The sequence below is a fragment of the Actinophytocola sp. genome (assembly GCF_050699935.1).
In the GTDB taxonomy this organism is placed as follows: Bacteria; Actinomycetota; Actinomycetes; order Mycobacteriales; family Pseudonocardiaceae; genus Actinophytocola.
Genome location: NZ_JBOHGB010000051.1, coordinates 26067 through 44137 on the forward strand (window position 1 = coordinate 26067; position 18071 = coordinate 44137).

An 18071-nucleotide genomic window follows, 5' to 3' on the forward strand; every position below is an offset into this window, starting at 1 on the left:
CCCAACTATGGGGCCTTGCATTCACGGAATTCGTGTGATAATGCACGTCAGCCGAGCTTGGCGAGCCGATCCTTGAGGATCTTGCCGGTGGCGTTCCGGGGCAGCTCGTCAAGGAAGACGACGTCCCGCGGCACCTTGTACCGGGCCAGATTCGCCCGCACGTACGAGCGGACCTCGACGGCGTCGAGGGTCGCGCCGGGCCGGGGCACCACGTAGGCCTTGAGCCGCTGGCCGAACTCGTCGTCCGACACGCCGGTCACCGAGACCTCGGCCACGCCGTCGTGCTCGAGCAGGACGTTCTCGACCTCGCCGGGGAACACGTTCTCCCCGCCGGAGACGATCATGTCGTCGTCCCGGCCGTCGATGAACAGCCGCCCGTCGGCGTCGAAGTGGCCGACGTCGCCGCTGGCGAGCAGGCCGTCGATGACGTCCCTGTGGCGGCCGTCGGTGTAGCCCTCGAAGCTGAGGATGCTGCCGACGAAGACCCGCCCGACCGTGTTCGGCTCCCTCACCCGGCGGCCCTCGTCGTCGTAGAGCGCGACCCGGCAGCCGACCGGCGCGCGGCCGACCGTGCCCGGGGCCTCGCGCCAGTCCTGCGGGGTGGCCACCGTGGCGACCGCGACCTCGGTCGAGCCGTACAGGTTGTGCACGACCTCGCCGAACGCCTCGGTGGCCCGGTTGCCGAGCTCGGGCGGCAGCGCGGCGCCGGCACAGAAGACGATCCGCAGCGACGAGGTGTCGTACTTGCTCAGCACCTCCGGCCCGAGGTCGACGATGCGCCGCAGCATGGTCGGCACGAGAACGAGCGCGGTGGCCCGGTTGTCCCGCACGGCGCGCAGCGTCTCCTCCGGGTCGAACCTGCGGCACAGCACGACCGTCGAGCCGAGCGCGAAGGACAGCAGGAACTGGGACAGGCCGGTGCCGTGGAACAGCGGCGCGGCGAGCACGGTGCACTCGCCCACCCGTAGCGGGACGCGGTCGAGGAACTGGGCCGCGGCGAGCGGAGACTTGACGGTGCGCGGTGCGCCCTTCGGCGTGCCGGTCGTGCCGCTGGTCAGCAGGACCATGCCGCCGGGCTCGGGCGGCGTGGGGACGGGGCGGTCGTCGGTGCCGGTGATCAGCTCGTCGACCGTCGGGTGGCGCGGGTCGGTGCCCGGCTCGACCCACGCGAGGAAGCGGGGCAGGTCCTCGCCGAGGGCGTCGACGAGCTCGGTGAACTCCTCGTCGTGGACGATCGCGGAGATCTTCTCCCGGCGAGCCACGTCGACCAGCTGCGGCTTGGCGAAGCCGGTGTTGAGCAGCAGCAGCCGCGCGCCGAGCTTGCCGGAGGCGACCATGGTGTCGACCGCGCCGCGGTGGTCGCGGGCGAGCAGGCCGATCACCGAGTCCTTGGTGAGGCCGCGGTCGGCGAAGGCCCGGGCGAGCGCGTTGGAGCGGGTGTCGAGCTGGTGGTAGGTCAGCGGGCCGAGCTCGTCGACGAGGCCCACGGCCCGCTGGTCGCGGCGGGCCGCGACGTTGGCCGCGCCCGCGATGGGACCGAGCCGCCGCAACATGATCAGCGCGCGCAGGGCGCGGTCCGGGCGGCCGAGCGGGACCAGGCCGGACCGGCGGATCACGTGGAGGCCGCGCACCATGGTCGGCACCTGCGCGGCGGCTTCCCAGGTCCGGTCAAATGCCTTCGACAGCAAGCGGGACCTCCTCGTCGCGCGGGCTCTCCCAGAACCTACTCGCTGGTTAACTAACGGTCCACCGCGGAATTGTCGGTGGGGTGGCGCAGAATGCCGGACATGCAGGTCGTGGTGGTGCCGGAGGCCGATGGTGCCGGCCGGGTGCGGGTCCTCCCGGACGGTCCCGGCCCGTCCGTCCTGCCTGATCCGCCCGGCCTGCCCGACGCGGCTGGCGCGCCGGGTGCGGCGGGTGCGGTAGGTGCGCCCGAGAAGGTCGACGACCTGGCGGCGTGGATGGCGGCCACCGAGGCGGCGCACGCGCCGCGGTGGGTGCTGCCGGCGGCCGACGCGCTGTACCCCGACCTGCTCGAGGCCGGCGTTCGGCTGTCCCGCTGCCATGACCTGTACCTGACCGAGGGCATCCTGCTCGCGTTCGCCGGCCTGCCAGGGCGCCCGCGGAACCTGGCTGCCGCCTGGGCCCGGCTGCACGGCCTGCCCGAGCCCGACGATCCGCCGCCGGCGTCCCGCACCGAGCAGCCGGCCCTGTTCGAGGCCGACCGCGAGCCGCTCCCGGCCGGCGCGGATCCGCTGGACGCGGCGGTCGCGGTGTACGCCGACCAGCAGCGGCGCATCGCGCTCGTGCCCCAGCCCGACCGATTACGGCTGCTGGTCGCGGCGGAGTCCGCCGGTGCGCTGGCGGCCGCGGAGATGCGCCACCACGGCCTGCCGTGGCGGGCGGACGTGCACGTCGAGCTGCTCACGTCACTGCTCGGTCCGCGGCCCTCCCCCGGTGCGCGCCCGCGCGTGCTCGCGGGGCTGGCGGAGGAGATCACGGCGGCGTTCGGGCTCGTCGGTGCGCCGGAGTCGCGGCAGGTCAACCCGGACAACCCGGCGAGCGTGGTGCGCGCGTTCGCCCGGGCGGGCATCGACGTGCCGTCCAGCCGCGCGCACGTGCTGCGGGAGGTCGAGCACCCGGCGGTGGAGCCGCTGCTGCGGTACAAGGAGCTGCAGCGGCTCTGGGTGGCGAACGGCTGGTCGTGGCTGGACACGTGGGTGCACGGTGGCCGGTTCCGCCCGGAGTACGTGGTCGGCGGGGTCGTGTCCGGCCGCTGGGCGACGCGGGGCGGGGCCGCGCTGCAGCTGCCGCGAGCCCTGCGCACGGCCGTGCGTGCGGACCCGGGCTGGCGGCTCGTAGTGGCCGACGCGGCGCAGCTGGAGCCGCGGGTGCTGGGCGCCCTGTCCGGCGACCGGGCGTTCGCGGAGGTCTCGGCGGCGACGGACCTCTACACGACGCTGGCCGCGGAGGCGTTCGAGGGCAACCGCGACCACGCGAAGCGCGCGATGCTGTCGGCGATGTACGGCGGCACCGCGGGTGGCGCCGGACCGCTGCTGGCACGGCTGCGCAAGCGTTTCCCGCTGGCGGTGGACTACGTGGAGCAGGCGGCGCGGGCCGGCGAGGAGGGCCGGATGGTGCGCTCGCGCCTGGGTCGAACGAGCCCACCGCCGAGCGAGGCGTGGCGCGCGCTGGCGGGCTCGGCCGACCCCGCCACCGAACGTCGCTCGCGGGAGGCTGCGCGCAACTGGGGCCGGTTCACGCGGAACTTCGTGGTGCAGGCGAGCGCGTCGGACTGGGCCCTGACCGTGCTGGCCACGCTGCGCCGCAGGCTGGCGAACACGGACGCACAGCTGGTCTTCTTCCAGCACGACGAGGTCCTGGTCCACTGCCCGGCGGCGACGGCGGACCGGGTGGCGGCCGAGGTGACCGCGTCGGCGGCGGAGGCGAGCCGGCTCGTCTTCGGCGACACCCCGGTGCGCTTTCCCTTACAGGCGGCGACAGTCGACTGCTACGCCGACGCGAAGTAAGCGACCGCGCGAGGAGACCTCAGTCAGCCGCGCCGCAGCGAGCTCGTGGTCAGCTCCGCGGGCGACCGGTGCCCCGACAACCCCAGCGTCAGGTCGAGGTCGGCGAGCAGCGACCGGACCGCGTGCCGAACCCCGTCCTGGCCGCCGAGCGCGAGCCCGTAGACGAACGGCCGCCCGACCAGGACGGCCCGCGCGCCGAGCGCCAGCGCCTTCACCACGTCCGCGCCGGTCCGGATCCCGGAGTCGAACAGCACGGCGAGCTCGTCCCCGACCGCCGCGGCGATCTCCGGCAGCACGTCCAGCGACGCGACCGCGCCGTCGACCTGGCGGCCGCCGTGGTTGGACACGACGATGCCGTCCATCCCGGCGTCGCGGGCGCGGCGGGCGTCGTCGACGTGCTGGATGCCCTTGAGGACGATCGGGCCGTCCCAGTGCTCGCGGAGGAACGGCAGCTGGTCCCACCGCTTGTCGGTGCCGGTGAACGTGGGGATCCACCGCAGGATCGCCGCGGTCTGGTCCTCCTCGGGGGACTTCTCCAGGCCGGCGCGGAAGGCCGGGTCGGAGAAGGGGATCGCCGTGCCGATGCCGCGGATGAAGGGCAGGTAGGCCTGGTCGAGGTCCATCGTGCGCCAGGCCAGCGTCCAGGTGTCCAGCGTCAGCACCAGGGTCGTGAAGCCGGCCGCCTTCGCGCGCGACAGGATGCTGATCGTCACGTCGTTGTCGTTGGGCCAGTACAGCTGGTACCACCGCGGACCGTCCCCATTGGACCCTTTGTTGGCCGCGGCGACGTCCTCGATCGAGTGGGACGAGGCCGTCGAGAGGATCATCGGCACGCCCAGCTCCGCCGCCGCCCGCGCGGTGGCCAACTCACCGTCCGGATGGACGATCGACTGCACCCCGATCGGCGCGAGCAGCACGGGCGCCGGCATGCTGGTGCCCAGCACGGTGGTAGCGAGGTCACGCTTGGTGGCGTCGGACAACATCCGCGGCACGATCCGCCACCGGTCGAACGCCTCCCGGTTCGCCCGCATCGTCGCGCCGGAGCCCGCCCCGCCGGCCACGTACCCGAACGGCCCCGGATCCAGCCGCTCCCGCGCGGCGTCCTCCAGCCGCGTGCCGTCGGTGGTGAACATCGGCACCTGGTCGCCGAGTCCTTGAAGGTAGATCTCGTTCTGGTAGCTGCCGAAGCTCGTCATGCCGGGGAGTCTCTCGCGGGTCGGGCACCGCTGTCAGCCCCGGGAGTCCTCCGACCGATGCCCGCGGCGTGCCTCAGCGGTCGGCTGCCCAGATCCGCCGCAGACCCAGCGAGCAGGCGGCCACCGCGGCTGCCGCGAACACCAGTGCTGCCAACAGAATCGGCCACACCCCGGCACCCAGCGCCAGCAGAACGGTCCATCCGAGCAGCACCACCACCGACACGCCCAGCAGCACCGCGCCGACCGCCGCCCGCGGCTCCCGTGTGGACAGCGTGCGCGGCGCCACCCGCGCGCCCTCCGGCAGCCCCAGCCACCCATGCACGGCGAGCGCCACGACGAAAACCACGACCCCCAGCCCAACCCACGCCAGCAGCCCGCTCGGCGACGGCAGCCCGGCGATCAGCAACACCAGGGTGCCGGCCGCCTCCCACGCCGCCGCACGGCGCACGGCCAGGTACAGCGCGACCCGCTGAGCTCGGCCGAACCGCTGCCCCCGACCGAACAGCACCCGGCCGAACCACGCTCTACCAAACCGCGCCCCACCAGACCGCTTCCGCCCGAACAACCCCCGCCCGACGCGCGACCAACCAACCCCAGCCTCGCCGGCCGACGGCGGCGCGGCCGGCCGAACAGGACGCCGGCGGGGCGCGGGCCGCTCCGGCGGGCGCCGCGCCAGGCGGCTGATCTTCGCGGCGACCACGTCGTTGCCCGGGTCCAGTCGCAGCGCCGCCCGGTACGCGCGCTCCGCCGCGAGCCAGTCGTGCGTCGCCACCGTCGAGTCGCCGAGGACCTCGTGTGCGCGGGCCTCGTCCGGCTCGAGCGCGACGGCCTCCCGGGCGACCCGCACCGCCTCCGCCGGCGTGTCGTGGACCAGCGCCTCGGCCAGCGCCACGTGGCACCGCCAGTCGGCCGCGTCCCGCCGCACCGCCTCGCGCGCGGAGACCACGGCCTCGGCGTACCGGCCGAGCTCGAGTAGGGCGAGGCTCGCGAGCCGGTGCGCCCAGGACCGCTCGCCGAGCGTCATCGCCCGCTTCGCGGCGGCCAGCGACTCGGCCGGCGCGCCCGCGTCCAGGTGCGCCGCGGCCAGCCGGCACCACGCGGCGGAACTGTCCGGATACCGCTCGATCACGGGCCGCAGCACGGCGATCGCCGACTCCGGCCTGCCCTCTGCCGTCAGGCGCGCGGCGTGGACCAGCACCGAGTCGATCGACCCGCCCGGACCCGCCATGCGCCCTCCCCGGGGCTACCCCAACAGGCTCGCGAGATCTCCATCCGCGAGCTTCGTTCTGTCCACTCTCGTATCACCTTCCACCAGGGCGGACAGTACGTCACCGTCGTCCCACATGTTCACGTTCAGGGTCGCCTGCACCTCGTCGCCGCGCACCCAGAACGCGGTGAACTCGCGAGCCGCCAGGTCGCCGCGCACCACCAAGTCGTCGGCGAGTGGGTCGGCGATGCCGCGGAACTCCAGACCGAGGTCGTACTGGTCGGAGAAGAAGTACGGGCTCGCCGTGTACGGCTCGGCCCCGCCGACGAGGTTGCCGGCCACGTGCGCGCCCTGGTCCTTCGCGTTCGCCCAGTGCTCCACCCGCACCCGCCGGCCGTAGCGCGGGTGGAAGTGCGCCGCGATGTCACCGGCCGCGTACACGTCGGGCGCCGTCGTACGCAGGCACGCGTTGACATCGACCCCTCCGCTCGTGACGGCGCCGGCGAGCTCGAGGCCCGCCGAGTGCGCCAGCTCGACCCGCGGCGCCGCGCCGACCGCGACCACCGTGACGTCCGCCGGCAGCTCGCTGCCGTCGTCGAGGCTGACGCCGGACACCCGGCCGTCCCCGGTGAAGCCGAAGACGCCGACCCCCAGCTTCCAGGTCACGCCCTCCTCGGCGTGCACGTCACGGAACACCGCCGCGATCGTGTCGCCCAGCAACCGGTACAGCGGCAGCGGCAGCGGCTCCACGACCGTCACCTCGCAGCCGTTGCGGCGCGCCGCCGCCGCGACCTCGCAGCCGATCCACCCGGCGCCGACGATCACCACCCGGCGCCCCGCGAGCAGCTCCGCCCGAAGCGTGCGCGCGTCGTCCAGGGTGCGCAACAGGTGCACACCGTCGAGGTGCACGCCCGTCATGACGGGCCGCCGCGGCTGGGAGCCGGTGGCGAGCAGCAACCGGTCGAACGGATGCGTCGTGCCGTCCGCCTCCACGACCTCGCGCGTGTCCGGCCGCAGCTCGCTGATCACCGTGGACAGACGCAGCTCGATGTCCTGGTCGGCGTAGGTGGCCTCGTCGTGCACCCAGTCCGGCTCGTTGGTGTCACCGAGCAGGATGCCCTTGGACAAGGCGGGCAGCTCGTACGGCCGATGCTGCTCCTGGCCCAGCAGCAGCACCTGTCCGGAGTACCCCTTGTCCCGCAACGTGCCCGCGGCTGTGGCGCCGGCCAACCCGGAGCCGACGATCACGATGCGACGAGGATCGCCCATAGGAGATCAAGCCCTTCGAGAATTCGGAGAAAACAACGTCACGCTCGCGGCGTGCGGGCGTCATTCTGATGAGCATCGCCAGCGAGCGAGACCGCCGCAACGGCCGGAGGAATGAAAAGTGGGCAACCACAGAGAATGGTCCATCATGTGTCGCGATGTCGCCGGCCGGCGTCGCGACATCACCGTGTTCGTCCGGCAGGGCCGGGTCGTGCTGGTGGCGCCGCCGGGCGAGACCGCGGTGCTGGCGCCCCTGGACGTCGGCCGGCTCCGGGCGGCCCTCCGCGACGCCGTTGTCGACGCCTCGAGGGAGGACGGTGCGTGAGGCACGCTCAGACCCCCGGCCAGGTGTGCACCGGCTCGTTCGTGTGCATGTGGGTGGCGTAGCGCCGGGTCATCTCGCGCAGTGCCTGCTCGCGGTTCACCGACGTCGTCTGCTCCAGCGAGTGGACCGTGTCCACCTGCCAGGTCGCCCCGTTCCGCCCGCTGATGCAACGCTGCTCGATCACGCCGAGCAGCCGGTCCCGGTCCGCCGACGCCACGCCCCAGGAGTCCAGCCCGTCGTGCGCGAGCGGTAGCAGCCGGCGCAGCACCAGCTCGGTCACCGGCACCTCGCCGATCCCCGGCCAGTACACCCGCGCGCCGATGCCCTCGCGCGCCGCCGCGTGGAAGTTCTCCTCGGCCGCCGAGAAGCTCATCTGACTCCACAGTGGACGCTCCTGGTCGGTGAGCGCGCGGACCAGGCCGAAGTACAGCGCCGCGTTCGCCATGACGTCCACGACCGTCGGGCCCGCCGGCAGCACCCGGTTCTCCACCCGCAGGTGCGGCCGCCCGTCGACCACGTCGTAGATCGGCCGGTTCCAGCGGTAGATCGTGCCGTTGTGCAACCGCAGCTCGCTCAGCTGCGGCGTCCGGCCGCGAGACAGCACCTCGGCCGGGTTCTCGTCGTCGCACAGCGGCAGCAGCGCGGAGTAGTAGCGCACGTTCTCCTCGAACAGGTCGAAGATCGACGTGATCCACCGGTCGCCGAACCACACCCGCGGCCGCACGCCCTGCGCCTTCAACTCGTCCGGCCGCGTGTCCGTAGCCTGCTCGAACAGCACGATCCGGCTCTCGGCCCACAGCTGCTTGCCGTACAGGTACGGGGAGTTCGCGCCGAGCGCCACCTGGACGCTCGCGATCACCTGGCTCGCGTTCCAGTACTGCGCGAACGTCTCCGGCGCCACCTGCAGGTGGTACTGCACACTCGTGCACGCGCTTTCCGGCGCGATGGTGTCCGCCTGGGTCACCAACCGTTCCGCACCCGAGATGTTGATCTCCAGGTCCTCCCCGCGGGCCGCGAAGATCTGCTCATCCAGAAGCCGGTAGCGGTCGTTCGCGGACAGCGTCTCCGCGCTCATGTGCTCGCGGCGCAGCGTTGGCAGGATGCCGATCATCACGATGTGCGAGTCGACCGAGTTCGCCTTGCCCTCGGCCTCGTTCAGGCTCATCCGCACGTTGTCCTCGAACCCGGCGAGCCCGTCCGGGCGCAGCTCGCGCGGCGGCAGGTTGATCTCGATGTTGAACCGGCCGAGCTCGGTCTGGAAGGTCGGGTCGGCGATGGCCTCCAGCACGTCGGCGTTGCGCATCGCCGGGTCGCCAGCCTCGTCGACCAGGTTCAGCTCGACCTCAAGACCCGACATCGGGCGATCGGTGTCGAAGCGGGACTCGGCCAGCATCTGTGCGAACACGTCCAGGCACTGGCGGACCTTCTGGCGGAACCGCTGCCGGTCCGCCCGCGTGAACTCGGTCCGCTCGACGTCCTTGCCCATCGCATCTCGCCTCCGGTTCCGAGATCAAACCAGCGTACCCGGGCTAAGCTCCCTCGCGTGACGGACAATCTGGTGTGGATCGACTGCGAGATGACGGGGCTCGACCTGGGCAAGGACGCCTTGATCGAGACCGCGGTCCTCGTCACCGACTCCGAGCTCAACATCCTCGACGACGGGGTCGACGTGGTGATCCACGTCGATGACACCGCCCTCGACGCGATGCCCGACGTCGTGCGCGACATGCACGCCAAGTCCGGGCTCACCGACGCCGTGAGAGCGTCCAGCGTGACGCTCGCCGACGCGGAGAAGCAGGTGCTCGACTACGTGCGGCGGCACATCCCCGAGGCACGCACCGCGCCCCTGTGCGGCAACTCCATCGCGACCGACCGCGGCTTCATCGCCCGCGACATGCCCGCCCTCGACGCGCACCTGCACTACCGGATGGTCGACGTGTCGTCGATCAAGGAGCTGTGCCGCCGCTGGTACCCGCGGATCTACTACGCACAGCCGGACAAGGGCCTCGCCCACCGCGCCCTGGCCGACATCCGCGAGTCCATCCGCGAGCTCATCTACTACCGCGGCACGGCGTTCGTCCCACCCCCGGGCCCCACCAGCGAACAGGCCAAAGCCGTCGCCGACGCCGTCCTCGGCGCCGACCAGCCGCTAGAACCGTAACCGAGTACCAGCCCGGTCAGACGGCACGTTAGGATGGTGCGCGCCGCCCTCCGGGCGGCAATGGTGGGTGTAGCTCAGCTGGTAGAGCACCTGGTTGTGGTCCAGGATGTCGCGGGTTCAAGTCCCGTCACTCACCCTCGGCGACGCGTGTTCGGTGGTCCTTCGGGGCCACCTTCCCGTCTGGCGGGTATCGTCCTTCGCCCTGGGGGCCGAGCCCCCAGACCCCCACGGTGCGAGCTCCTCCCGACCCAGCGCGGTCCCGTTTCGCATTCACCAGCACATCTGGTTCTGGGTCGCTCGCTCGCTTGGTTTGGGTCTGTTGGTTCGGGTTATCGAGTCGCTCGGCTTTCCCTTTGCCCGCGAGTCCAACGCTCCGGACACGCGAGTCCAACGTTCCGAACCCGCGAGTTCAGCGTTCCGAACCCGCGAGTTCAGCGTTCCGAACCCGCGAGTTCAGCGTTCCGGGGGCGCGAGTTGGCGTTCGGGACGGTGGGGTGTGGGCCGGGGTTACTTGGCGCCGCCTTTTTGCCATTCTTTCCAGGGGATTTGCCAGTCGCCCAGGCCGTCCCAGGACTCCAGTTTCGGGCCGCCGCTCTTCCGGACCGCTACCACGTCGCCCTTGTTCGAGATGCTCTGGAGCCAGGTGGCGTTCTCCGTCGACATGTTGATGCAGCCGTGGCTCACGTTGCGGTGGCCCTGGTCGCCGACCGACCAGGGGGCCGAGTGGAAGAAGATCCCGCTGTTCGACATGCGGCTCGCGATGTCCACGGTCGTGCGATAGCCCTCCGGGGCGTCCGCCGGAACGCCGTAGGTGCTCGAGTCCATCGTGTAGTTCGTGTGCTCGCTCATCACGACGTAGGTGCCGTGCGGCGTCTCGTGGCCCGGCTTCCCCATCGAGATTGGGATCACGCGCGTCATCTTGCCGTCGACGGTCACCTTCATCTTGTGCGAGCGGCCGTCCGCGACCGCGACCACCGACCGGCCGATCGTGATGTTGGCGACGCGGTCGTCGTTGCCGTACACACCGTTGCCGAAGTTCTTGCCGTAGATCGCGGCCTTGACCGACACCTTCGTGCCCGCCGGCCAGTAACTCTGCGGCCGCCAGTGCACCTCGCTGTCGCTGAACCAGTAGAACGCGCCCGCCACGTGCGGCGTCGTCGTGACCTGGATAGCGCGCTCCGCGGCCGCCTTGTCCGCGATGTCCACGTCGAAGTAGAACGCCAGCGGCTGGCCGACACCGACCGTCTGGCCATCCGTCGGGTTCATCGACAGGTCCGCCCGCAGCGGCGGCTCGATCGTCGAGAACGAGGAGCGCAGCGTGTTCGGGTTGCCGTCCCCGTTCACCCCCGTCGCCGTCGCGCTGTACCGGCGGCCGTAGCCGAGCGGCTCGGCGGTCTGCCACGTGGTGGCGTCCGGGGACAGGCGACCCTTCACCCGCTCGCCCGCGTCGTTGGTCAGCACGACCTTCGTGAGCGTGCCGCCGATCGCGGCGACCGTGATCGGGTCGCCCGGCGCCACCTCGGCCGCCTTGTTCTTCGGCGAGATCGACAGCTTCACCGGCTCCGCCGGCGGCGCGGGCTTGGTCGAGGTGCGGTCGTCATCCTTCTTGCCCGAATCGTCCTTGGACTCGGCCGCCGTGCTGGTACTGCACGCGGTAATCACCAGCACGACCAACCCGAGCGCGGCGGCCGCGACCACCCGCCCGAGCGACACACCCCCAGCCCTTCCCGCCATGTGAACCCCGTCTCGATCCGCTCCGACGCCTGATGCTGATCTCCCTATAGTGTGCCCGATGTGGGCAACAGGGTGAACACGGACCGTCAAGCGTGTTCAGCCAATCCGGTTTCAGGCGCTCGGACGCCTCGTGTTACCGTTTCGCCGTCGCGTTGGAGACTTCCTCCGCACGCGCCGCTAGCTCAACTGGCAGAGCAGCTGGCTCTTAACCAGCGGGTTCGGGGTTCGAGTCCCTGGCGGCGTACCACCAAGCCGCAGGTCAGCAGATATGCTGACCTGCGGTTTTGTAATTGTAAACGATCTTCGATGATCCACCTGTTCGTCCACTTTGGCGTGATGGGTGCTCCGTGGGTGCTCCCCGGCAGACGGGCAAGATCAACAGGCTGTCCCGCCTGGCGAGTTCCATCACGATTGTGCAACCGCCGGCGCGGTGCGACGTGGCCGCGGAGACGGTGACGCTCGCGCCGGAGGGCCACGCTTGGCCCACTGGGCGAGCATCTCGCCAGCCGCCCGACTCCTGTAACTCGCCGGCTACATCGGCGGCGCGGGCCATGATCCCTTGTTCGTCCCACGCGCCTGTGGCTGCTGGGTAAGCGCCACCACGGCCGCCAAGGGTCGTGGTGGTGTTCAACGGTGGCGACTGGACGTATTGGGCTCGTCGCTTCCTGTTCCGGAGCGGGCAGGTGTGGGGTGGCTGCGGCTTCGCGCTTGTTCCGCATCGGAATGGGCAAGTGGATCCGATACTGCTGCGTGCGTGCCGCGCGTATGACCCGACTACGTGGTCGTCTGTCCACCGACGGTCGGCGAGGTTGAGCAGCTGCGGCCGGGGTAGTTGCCGGTGAAGGGCGCAGACGGGCAACTCCTGACCGGTCCAGAGCGGGATCGAGTGCTGGAGGAAGCCAAGGATCAGACCGCGCCGCAGGCCGGTGACGACATGGCGGCACAGGACCTGATCGCCGAGGTTTGCTCGCCATATCGCACCAAGCTCGACGCCGAATCCTGGGACGAAGACGCTCGCTTCCTACAGCCCGGCGACCGGTCGTTCCACGATGCGCTGTCCGTGCCGGGCATCTTCCTGGCTCAGACATGATGCTGAGCGGGGCCGACCTGTCGGTCTTGGCGTGCCCGCCCACCTGGGGCGGTGTGCTGGGAGCCCTGACCGCGTCGTCTGCCGGTGTCGTCGAAGCACCCGATCCGGCCGCGACCGAGCCGAGTATGAGCGATACGGTGCGCGCTCAGCTCATGTCCTGGCTGCTCGGTGTACCCGGCGGATCCGCGCCGGATGAGCTGCTGTGGACACAGGCCGAAGGAATGAGGGTCCATCTGGACCCGACACCCGTCGCGCACATTCGGTCGATGGCCGGCCTAGTGCCGGTGACGAGCGCAGCCCGTCGGCGCACCGGCCTTCTGGTGCTGGGGGATGAGCCCGAGGACTTCGCACTCACCCGACTGTGGCAGCTGACCTTTTGGGTTCGGACGGTGGCTGCCCTCGATACTGGGCACAGACCAGGACGACCCGCCGTGGCAGGTTACCCATGCCGTGGCTGACACGGGTTATCGCCACCGACGGGAGGCGAGCACGCTCGTGCTGACCTCCACATCACGACCAGTAGAACAGGTCGCGCTGGTACACGAACGACTCCTGGGCGGCACCAACTGGATGGCAGACGCTGGCCGGGAGGTCACCACGGTTGTGGCCGCTGCCGACCTGGCCTGGACGCAGCGGCGACGACTCACCTTGGTATTGGCGAGCAGTTTGACAGCTACCACACTGTTCCAACGTTTAGCGACGAAACGGGCACACGGAGCATGGCCGCGCCATTGCCCACACCGATCGTGCACACTCGCTACCTGGCGCCGCCCGCCGGGCTGACCTGGCATGTGGACCTCGGATGGCGGCCCAACCAGATGGTGCGAGGCCAAGGTTTGGATGGCCAGGAAGTGTTCACCCCTGAGACGACGCCTCGGCTGACCTGGGGCCGCAGCAGCCGCAACGGGATCTCCTACCAGTCCCATCGGTACGACTTCGTCGTCCACGGATTACCGAGGTCAACAAGCTCGCCCGACCCGCCGTGCGCGACCTATGCCTCGCCGCCTGGATTGAGGCGAAAGGGCGGGAACACCAATTCGCCACGCGACCCAGCCCAGCCCGGCATCGAACCAACCTGCTGACCCGCATGCTGGGCGGTCGACGGCAGTTCGTGGACCTATTCAGCGGTCCCCTGCTGCCCGCACTCCGAGACCTCCTTCCGGCAAGCTCCACAACCAGCGAGGCGTATCCGAACCACGATGGCGTCGCGCTCAGTGCCGGTGAGGGCGTGCTCAGCTTCGCCGGCTTCAGCAGCCGTGCACCGGACTTGGACCTCGACCAGCTGCGGGACCAGCTCGACGCCGTGCTGCGGGCCGGCGTGCTCCGTCGCGCCCGTCGACAATAGGTCAGATGTGGACCTGTGCCCGATGCGACGCCTCGGGCGACCTGAGCCGCGCGGCATGGAAGAAGCCCGAAGACGAGCCAGTCTGGTTCTACGACCTGCACCCAGTCGCCCGGCACCTCCTCCGCGACCATGGCGACGTTCCCGCCATGCCCAATGCGCACCTCGCGGCCCAAGGTACCAACAATGCCAACTTCCACGATGTGTCTGAACTCGAGTTCGCGATCAACGGCATCCCGCAGGTCGAAGTGGACCTGATCACCTACATCGACGACACCCTCACCGTCGCACAATGCAAGAGCAACGACCACCTGGCAACCGACAAGACCAAGACACGGACGAGGCCACAAAGGAAATGTCAGGTTGCAGCGTGGCTCCGCGCCGACCAACTCGTATTCGCAACTTCGGCAGCAACGTGGACCAACAGCACGCCCGGTGTGATCCGCAGCGCCATCGCCGCGTTCCCCTGGGGACCGCTGGGCCCACCCGCCGCGCACCTCATTACCGGCCTCGGAATCGCCACCCCCGAAACCCAGGCATTGTCTCACGTCGCATGACGGGATTAAGGGCGCATATCACCGCCGCCGAGTTCGCCCCGCGAAGGGACCGCATCTCAGCGGACAGCCGTTGCCTGATCCGTTCACGGCCGCCGTGCTCGGTTTGATCAGCAGCTTGCCGTTACGATACCGGCGAACGTTAAATCCAAGAAAGTCGAACCCCTCGCCGAGGTGCACGACCCGGGTCTTGTCATCATTGAACACAAGACCCCTGGGCGCCAGCCAGTCAGCAAGCCGCGCCTTGACCTGGAGAGCCTGCTCTCGGGAATGACACAGGGCCACCAGATCATCGGCGTATCGCACCAGCACAGGAGTACCCGGCTTGGCGTTGACGGCATCCGAGCCGTAACGCCGATACCGGGCGCCCGCAGCCGTTTCCAGGCCGTGCAGTGCGACGTTCAGCAACACGGGGCTGACCACACCACCCTGCGGGGTTCCCCGCTCGGTCGGCGAGAACCAGCCCTTGTCGATCACGCCCGCTGTCAGCCACCCGGCGATGTGATCCCGTGCGGGGAACGTGCCGAGCGATTCCAGCAACAGGTCGTGATCGATGCGGTCGAACGCCGCTTTCAGGTCCGCGTCCAGTACCCATTGCCGCGCCGGGTTCTTCCCCTTGCACGTCAGATAGATGGCTGAGATCGCGTCCTGACAGCTACGACCCGGCCGGAACCCATAGGAACGGGGTTCGAACCGGGCCTCCCACTCGGGTTCCAACGCGTTGACCACCCGTGCCTGCAAGACACGATCGGCGATCACCGGAATCCCCAATGGACGCTGTTTGCCGCCTGGTTTTGGTATGTACACCCGCTTGACGGGCTTCGGCGTCCACGACATCCCGCGCTTCTGCGCCCAGGCAGCGAGTTCCGCCTTGGCCTGGGCTAATAGCACCACCTTGCCGTCAACGCCCGCCGTCTCGCGGCCAGCGTTGATCTCCGTCACCCGCCGCACGCTGACCAGCGTGTTCGCGCGGGAACGGAGCATCAACTTCTGCAGATTCCTGACCTTCGCCAGGTCTCCCGCCTGCGATGCCGTGAAGATACGATGCCGCAAACGCCGTACGTCCTCCTCAACCCGGCGCCAGTCAATACCGTGCCAGTCAAGGACTTCGTCCTCCGGTCCGTTCACCACTTTCGAGGTGTCCAACTTGTCCTTCGGTGCCAGCGTCGTTGATCATCGTTGTCGTCACAGGCCCACCCAACCCACGTCAGCTCCCTTTTCGAGCCCAGGCACCCGGCCCGGTATCCGGCCAGTTATCCAGGACAGCCGACGAAGGGATCGGCCACGCTGTCCCGGTTTCCTGTCGCCTTTCGACGCACCGGCATTCGCTTCCTGGGTCATCCTGTCCCCACCGAGGGTTTGAACCTTCCTCACGGTCGGCCTACCCGAACACTCACCAAGAGCGCAGGACCTCGACGGGGTTACCGCGTTCCGCACGTGTGAGATACGGCTGGGGTGGACGCCCTCTTTACCCGGGGCTGCGGTGTCCTCCCGGCTGTGTTGCAATACCCAGCCGGCGCCTGCCGCTTCCCAACGGCCAGCCCTGCACCCCGGTCCCACATCCCATCCCCGGGGTCTCGAATTACGAGGCATCATCAAGGGTTCACTCACGTTCGCCCGTCCAGCCTTCCCCTTCACCTGTGACACCCGGATGGAACAGGCACCACTTGGGCTTAACCACCTGAGCTCCGCACCCCGCAGTCACCCGCAACGCACGTCAGGCTGAGGACAGGTCCACGAACACCGACCCAGAGCTAAACCTTCGTCATCAACGAACCTCCATCAGTCAGCTCACTCACCACGTGCGACCTCGCGTCGCACCCGCAGATGTCGAATACTGACACTTCACCAGTGCCGGGGGAGTTCGAGCCTTCGGTGATCAGTGCTGAGACGCTGTGGTCCTGGTCGACCTAGGTGCGTCTCCCGCCGGCCCGCTAGACCCGCGCTTCACGGCGGCCCGGTCGCGGTAGCTGGCCGACGCTTCGGGTGGTCGAGGTTCGCAACGATCGCGGGAATCCCCAGAACGGACGCACTGCGACGGCTGCCCGGCACCGCGCCGGGAACTCGTCGCGGACTGTTGCCTCCTCGACGGCGGAGGCCATCGAGGCAGCAGCGGCCAGGTACGCGGCCGACTGACCGGCGTGGCCACATCGCCACCAGGCGAGGGCCTTGCGAGAAGGCGCAGCGACGTGAACTGGACCGACGTGTCGGTAGGCGGTCGCACCCCGAGTGTCGCTGTGACCAGCGTAAATGTGGCTCTCCCGCAGCCGGGGTGCTTACGCTGCGGTCGGGAGTTGGGAGCGGGACATAGGAGTGCTGCGGCCGCTGGTCGCTCTGGTGCTGGGCCGTGGATCGATGCGGGCTCTCGGTACTTGTGAGTCGTCGTGTGTGCTCGGAGGTCCGGGCCGTGCTGGGCTTGTATGACCGGGTGAGTTGGCATTGACCGGCATTGCGGCCCCCTTTTGCCGGCGTGGTGAGCGTCGCCGTCACTGAAGGCGAGGTCGAAGCCGGAGCCACGTCGCGACCATCGAGGCGATGAAATGGAAAGCGTCCATCGCCGCCCCAAGAGGCCGGCACCGTCCACGGCCTAGCCATGGCTCCCTCCAACAAGTCGAAGGCGGCGACTGCCTCCTCATGCTCTCCTGATCCCCACGAGTTGCCGGTTCGGGCCTGGCTCAGTCGGGTGGATCCGGGCGGAGCAGGGAGCCGGCAACCGGGCGGCCGGCGGCGCCAACCTTGTTCGCCTTCTTCGGCACCGGGGTGCCGCGGTACTCCAATGTGACCGGGCCGCCGAGGGGCCGGTGCACCTCGACGAACTCGCCGTGCGGCAACCGTTTGATGATCCCGGTCGGAATGCCGTGCTCGAGAACCTCGCGGTCCTGCAGGCGCAGTCCGAGGCAGAGCCGGTAGGTCGCCAGGAACGCCAGCGGCGGCAGCACGAGCACCCCGACCCGGGCGGTCCACAGCATCGTCTCGGCCGCGAGGTCAAAGCGGAACGCCAGCACGTCGATGGCGGCGGCGAGCTGTAGGCAGCCGTAGAAGGCCACCACCGCCACGCCGAGCGCGGTTCGACGTGGCACGTCGCGCGGCCGCTGCAACAGATTGTGCGGAGCGTCGTCGCGGGTGAACCGCTGTTCGAGTCTCGGATACAGCGCCAGCGCCAGGAAGCTCAACGGTAGGAACACCATCGACGGCCAGAACGACGGCGGTATCACGTACTCACCGAGGTGGATCTCCCACGCCGGGAACAGCCGCACCGCACCGTCGACCCAACCTAGATACCACGGCGGCGCCGAGCCCGCCGATACGTGTGCCGCGTTGCCCGGCCCGTAGTTCCAACTCGGGTTGACCTGGAACAGACCTCCCATCAGGGCAAGCACGCCAATCGTTGCCAGGAAGATGGCCGCCATCCGGGGTGCGAACCCGGGCACCAGCCGGACGCCGACGATGTTACGTTCGGTCCGCCGATGTCCCCGGAACTGAGCCGGCCCGGCGCGGCGCTGCACGGCCGTGCGCAGCATGAGCAGCCCGATCAGGACCCCGACGGTCGTTTCATACTGCACCTCCTGCGGTTGTTGGGGTTGTTCGCTTGCCGCGCGATGTGGGTTTGGCGGCTTGCTGTCGGTAGATGGCCTGGGTTTCCTCGTCCCAGGGGATGCACCACCG

Annotated in this window: 14 protein-coding genes and 2 tRNA genes; 8 read left to right on the forward strand and 8 right to left on the reverse strand. The window is 69.7% G+C overall.

Annotated features, from left to right (window positions below):
* Positions 1-47: 47 nt before the first annotated feature.
* A complete protein-coding gene (locus ACRDTB_RS18120) occupies positions 48-1634 on the reverse strand; it encodes an acyl-CoA synthetase (protein WP_431431757.1) in 1587 nt (528 codons plus the stop codon).
* Between the two features lie 153 nt (positions 1635-1787).
* On the opposite strand from ACRDTB_RS18120, the gene ACRDTB_RS18125 reads away from it, so the two are divergent.
* Positions 1788-3530 carry a bifunctional 3'-5' exonuclease/DNA polymerase gene (locus ACRDTB_RS18125; protein WP_431431739.1) on the forward strand — a complete coding sequence of 581 codons (1743 nt, stop codon included), beginning with the start codon at positions 1788-1790 and terminating at the stop codon, positions 3528-3530.
* A gap of 23 nt (positions 3531-3553) precedes the next feature.
* Here the strand turns inward: ACRDTB_RS18125 and ACRDTB_RS18130 are convergent, their stop codons facing one another.
* From ACRDTB_RS18130 to ACRDTB_RS18140, 3 genes are all read right to left on the reverse strand, one after another.
* A complete protein-coding gene (locus ACRDTB_RS18130) occupies positions 3554-4726 on the reverse strand; it encodes a lactate 2-monooxygenase (RefSeq protein WP_431431740.1) in 1173 nt (390 codons plus the stop codon).
* Between the two features lie 73 nt (positions 4727-4799).
* Complete coding sequence (locus ACRDTB_RS18135; protein WP_431431742.1) at positions 4800-5954, reverse strand: tetratricopeptide repeat protein; 1155 nt, start codon at positions 5952-5954, stop codon at positions 4800-4802.
* 15 nt (positions 5955-5969) lie between these two features.
* Positions 5970-7202, reverse strand: a complete 1233-nt coding sequence (locus tag ACRDTB_RS18140; RefSeq protein WP_431431743.1) for an NAD(P)/FAD-dependent oxidoreductase — start codon at positions 7200-7202, stop codon at positions 5970-5972.
* A 145-nt stretch (positions 7203-7347) separates the two neighbouring features.
* Here ACRDTB_RS18140 and ACRDTB_RS18145 point away from each other — a divergent pair, with 145 nt between their 5' ends.
* Positions 7348-7524 carry a hypothetical protein gene (locus ACRDTB_RS18145; RefSeq protein WP_431431744.1) on the forward strand — a complete coding sequence of 59 codons (177 nt, stop codon included), beginning with the start codon at positions 7348-7350 and terminating at the stop codon, positions 7522-7524.
* A gap of 7 nt (positions 7525-7531) precedes the next feature.
* Here ACRDTB_RS18145 and ACRDTB_RS18150 read toward each other — a convergent pair whose 3' ends face one another.
* Positions 7532-9010, reverse strand: coding sequence for a glutamate--cysteine ligase (locus tag ACRDTB_RS18150; protein WP_431431745.1), 1479 nt, complete (start codon positions 9008-9010; stop codon positions 7532-7534).
* 57 nt (positions 9011-9067) lie between these two features.
* Between ACRDTB_RS18150 and orn the strand changes: the two genes are divergently transcribed.
* Positions 9068-9685 (forward strand): oligoribonuclease, encoded by a 618-nt coding sequence (gene orn, locus ACRDTB_RS18155; protein WP_431431747.1) that lies wholly within the window; start codon positions 9068-9070, stop codon positions 9683-9685.
* A 63-nt stretch (positions 9686-9748) separates the two neighbouring features.
* Positions 9749-9821: transfer RNA gene (locus ACRDTB_RS18160), tRNA-His, on the forward strand.
* Positions 9822-10192: 371 nt separating this feature from the next.
* On the opposite strand, the gene ACRDTB_RS18165 is transcribed toward ACRDTB_RS18160, so the two are convergent.
* Positions 10193-11398, reverse strand: coding sequence for a L,D-transpeptidase (locus ACRDTB_RS18165; protein ID WP_431431748.1), 1206 nt, complete (start codon positions 11396-11398; stop codon positions 10193-10195).
* 192 nt (positions 11399-11590) lie between these two features.
* Between ACRDTB_RS18165 and ACRDTB_RS18170 the strand changes: the two genes are divergently transcribed.
* The 4 genes from ACRDTB_RS18170 (at position 11591) to ACRDTB_RS18185 (ending at position 14408) form a co-directional block, all read left to right on the forward strand.
* Positions 11591-11666, forward strand: a tRNA-Lys gene (locus ACRDTB_RS18170).
* Positions 11667-12257: 591 nt separating this feature from the next.
* On the forward strand, positions 12258-12509 hold the full coding sequence (locus ACRDTB_RS18175; RefSeq protein WP_431431751.1) for a hypothetical protein: 252 nt from the start codon (positions 12258-12260) through the stop codon (positions 12507-12509).
* 1087 nt (positions 12510-13596) lie between these two features.
* Complete coding sequence (locus ACRDTB_RS18180; protein WP_431431752.1) at positions 13597-13854, forward strand: hypothetical protein; 258 nt, start codon at positions 13597-13599, stop codon at positions 13852-13854.
* Between the two features lie 5 nt (positions 13855-13859).
* Positions 13860-14408 carry a hypothetical protein gene (locus ACRDTB_RS18185; protein WP_431431753.1) on the forward strand — a complete coding sequence of 183 codons (549 nt, stop codon included), beginning with the start codon at positions 13860-13862 and terminating at the stop codon, positions 14406-14408.
* An 18-nt stretch (positions 14409-14426) separates the two neighbouring features.
* On the opposite strand, the gene ACRDTB_RS18190 is transcribed toward ACRDTB_RS18185, so the two are convergent.
* Positions 14427-15551: a reverse transcriptase domain-containing protein gene (locus tag ACRDTB_RS18190; protein ID WP_431431754.1), complete on the reverse strand. Its 1125-nt coding sequence runs from the start codon at positions 15549-15551 to the stop codon at positions 14427-14429.
* 1529 nt (positions 15552-17080) lie between these two features.
* Entirely contained in the window at positions 17081-17968 is an 888-nt protein-coding gene (locus tag ACRDTB_RS18195) for a cytochrome b N-terminal domain-containing protein (protein ID WP_431431756.1), read from the reverse strand.
* Positions 17969-18071: the final 103 nt, after the last annotated feature.